This is a genomic window from Rhizorhabdus sp. (assembly GCF_018006725.1).
GTDB lineage: Bacteria > Pseudomonadota > Alphaproteobacteria > Sphingomonadales > Sphingomonadaceae > Rhizorhabdus.
On the sequence record NZ_JAGMXV010000380.1, the window covers coordinates 1 to 3,461 of the forward strand.

Consider the following 3,461-nt stretch of genomic DNA (forward strand, 5'->3'; position numbering starts at 1 on the left):
GCCATGCACCTCGTCCGTCACCGAGGCGAAGCCGGCGAGACGCTTCACGATCTGCGCCGCCATCTCGAAACACAAATCCTGACGCGCGGCGCGAATGTGAAACAGCAGGTCGCCGGGCGTCGAAGGCGCATGATGGACGCCGCGGATTTCCCGGAACGGATGCAGTTCCTTCGGCCGCGGCGCTCCGAATAGCCGGTCCCAAGCATCGGAGCCGATCCCCATGATGCAGGAAAGTCCGCCGTCTGCCGCCCGGAAGCCCACGCCACGAACCAGCGACAACAGGATGGCGCAAAGACCCCGCACCCCCGCTTCCGGCTTCTCCCCGGCGCCCATCGAGACGACCAGAAAGATCGCAGCGCGGGTAAGCCGGGCATCGACGGCCTGGGAACGAGCGGTAACATCTTGAGAGACGGTAGAAGGCACGTTCAACTCCCTGAATGGTCGGGCAGGACCATCGCTATCACATCCCAGCAAGACATGGCCGGTGCTCGATCATCGGGATCGCCACACCCCAATCGACAAGACTCACCATAGTCCCACTCCCCCCTGTCGCCGGCGTCCAAGCGGCTAAAGCGCCGCCTTTAGATAAGGCGCGGTCAGGCTGCCTTGCGCTTCGGCAACATCGTGAGGGACGCCGCTCGCGATGATCCGGCCACCATCTTCGCCAGCGCCAGGCCCCAGATCGATCACCCAATCCACCTGTGAAATAGCTCGCATGTCATGCTCGACGACGACGACCGTATTGCCGACATCGACAAGGCCCTGCAGGTGCCGCATCAGCCGATCAGCGTCGGAAGGGTGAAGCCCCGAAGTCGGCTCGTCGAGGATGTAGATGGTGTTGCCACGCTGGGCGCGTTGCAGCTCGGTCGCGAGCTTGATGCGCTGGGCCTCGCCGCCCGACAGTTCCGTCGCCGGCTGTCCAAGCCTCAGATAGCCGAGGCCAATCTCCCGCAGCACATCGAGCGAGCGCATGACGGACGGTTCGCTCGCGAAGAAGTCGCACGCCTCGTCCACCGTCAGCTCAAGCACCTGGGCGATGTTGCGGCCGTTCCATTCGACTTCGAGCGTCTGCGGATTGTAGCGGCTGCCATGGCAGGTCGAGCAGGGCGCATAGACGCTGGGCAGGAACAACAGCTCCACCATGACGAAGCCCTCACCCTCGCACACCGGGCAGCGGCCCTGTGCGACGTTGAAGGAGAACCTGCCCGGGCTGTAGTGGCGCCGGCGCGCCAGTGGGGTGTTCGCGAAGATCTTGCGCACATGATCGAACAGGCCGCTGTAGGTGGAGAGGTTCGAGCGTGGAGTGCGGCCGATCGGCTTCTGATCGACCCGCACCAGCCTGCGCACATGCTCCATGCCCGCAACGATGCGGCCTTCGGTCTCTTCCCGCGCAACATCGAGCAGCGGATCGGTATCCTCCTCCTCGGCAGCCGGCGTGCCGCCGAGTTGTTCCGTCACAAGCTCCGGAAGTGCCTGGCTGACAAGACTGGACTTGCCCGATCCTGAAACCCCGGTGACGGCGGTGAAGCAGCCAATCGGTAGCGCGACGTCGAGCCCGTGAAGATTGTTGCGGGTCACACCTTCAAGACGGAGCCATGCTTTTGCTTCGCGCGGGGTCCGGTCATGGGCGTCAGGTTCTGCGAACAGATAGCGACGGGTGATCGACGCCTCGACGCCGGCAAGCCCTGCGATCGGGCCGCTGTAGAGCACTTCGCCGCCCTTTTCGCCGGCACCTGGCCCCACATCGACCAGCCATTCGGCATGGCGGATCACGTCAAGATCATGCTCGACAACGAACAGCGAGTTGCCCGCCGCCTTCAGCCGCTCAAGGATGGTCAGCAACGCTTCGCCGTCTGCCGGGTGCAGCCCCGCCGATGGCTCGTCCAGCACATAGACCACGCCGAAAAGCTGTGACGACAATTGAGTGGCAAGGCGCAGGCGTTGCAGCTCGCCGGAGGAAAGCGTCGGCGTGCTGCGGTCGAGCGAGATGTAGCCAAGGCCAAGGTCGATCAGCGGGCCTAGCCGTTCGAGCAGCTCGGATGCGAGACGCTGCGCGGCGACCCGCTTCTCATCGGAAAGATTGGGCGTGCGGCGCACGTCAGGCGCTGCCTTGTGTGCCGAGCCTCCCGCCGCGACCCTACGTTCAACCGCCGCATCGCGGGCCGCCTTGCCGAGAACATGGCCCTTCAGGGTCGTCGAGGCGCTACCATACTCGCCATGGGCGACGGGCGTGAGCAAGTCCCGGAGCTTCAGCACCGTCAGGTCGCCAAACTCGGCGATGTCCAGGCCGGCAAACTTCACCGACAGGGCCTCGCGCTTCAGGCGCTTGCCGTCGCAGGTCGGGCAATCGCGGCCGATGATATATTGCGAGACACGCTTCTTCATCAGCGCGCTTTTGGTGTTGGCGAAGGTCTCCAGCACGTAGCGACGGGCGCCGGTGAAGGTGCCCTGATAGCTCGGCTCCATACGACGCTTGAGGGCAACGCGCGTCTGTTCGGGCGTCAGACCCGCATAGACCGGCACCGTCGGCGTCTCGTCGGTGAAGAGTATCCAGTCACGATCCTTCTTCGGAAGATCGCGCCATGGCGTGTCGACATCATAGCCGAGCGACACAAGGATATCGCGCAGGTTCTGGCCGTGCCACGCCGGCGGCCATGCCGCGATCGCCCGATCGCGAATGGTGAGACTGTCGTCGGGCACCATCGTCTCTTCGGTCGCGTCATAGACGCGCCCGATGCCGTGGCAGGTCGGGCAGGCCCCGGCCACGGTGTTGGGGGAGAAGTCCTCCGCATAGAGCATCGGCTGATTGCGCGGATATTCTCCGACGCGCGAATAGAGCATCCGCACCAGGCTGGAGAGCGTCGTCACGCTGCCAACCGAAGACCGCGCATTGGCCGAGCCGCGCTGCTGCTGCAACGCGACCGCGGGCGGCAACCCGTCGATGGCGTCAACCTCCGGCACGCCGGCCTGATCGATCAGGCGGCGGGCGTAGGGCGCGACCGATTCCAGATAGCGGCGCTGTGCCTCGGCATAGAGGGTGCCGAAGGCGAGGCTCGACTTGCCCGATCCCGATATGCCGGTGAACACCACGAAGGCATCGCGCGGAACGTCCACATCAACATTCTTGAGGTTGTTCTGCCGCGCGCCGCGCACTTGTACGAAGCCGGATCGCGGCGCGCGTTCCTTGCCGGGGGTGGTTTGAGGCTCCTGATCCTTGCTCATTCGGTCACTTTCACCCGGCGCGTCACAGATAAATGAACTGACGGTAGAGGCCGTCCAGCTCGCCCCGGATCGTCTCGGCCCGATCCTCTTGGCCGTGATCCACCGCCGCGAGCAGCGCCTGTTCCTTCTCCGTGATCCGGTCGCAAAGCTCGTACAGGTTCTCGCAGAAGGCTTCCGAATGGACCGACGGCTCTTGCCCGTAGGGCTGCGCCGACGCCAGGCCGCGAACCGACGAGAGC

Annotated in this window: 2 protein-coding genes and 1 pseudogene; all 3 read right to left on the reverse strand. The window is 64.8% G+C overall.

The window, feature by feature from the left end; translation table 11 throughout:
- The coding region (locus KAY22_RS26370; protein ID WP_296626050.1) for a Dyp-type peroxidase domain-containing protein at nucleotides 1-423 on the reverse strand (423 nt) is incomplete at its 3' end.
- Between the two features lie 144 nt (nucleotides 424-567).
- Nucleotides 568-3,222 carry an excinuclease ABC subunit UvrA gene (locus tag KAY22_RS26375; protein ID WP_017980846.1) on the reverse strand — a complete coding sequence of 885 codons (2,655 nt, stop codon included), beginning with the start codon at nucleotides 3,220-3,222 and terminating at the stop codon, nucleotides 568-570.
- Between the two features lie 22 nt (nucleotides 3,223-3,244).
- Nucleotides 3,245-3,461 (reverse strand): annotated as a pseudogene (locus KAY22_RS26380) (excinuclease ABC subunit B); the annotation flags it as partial.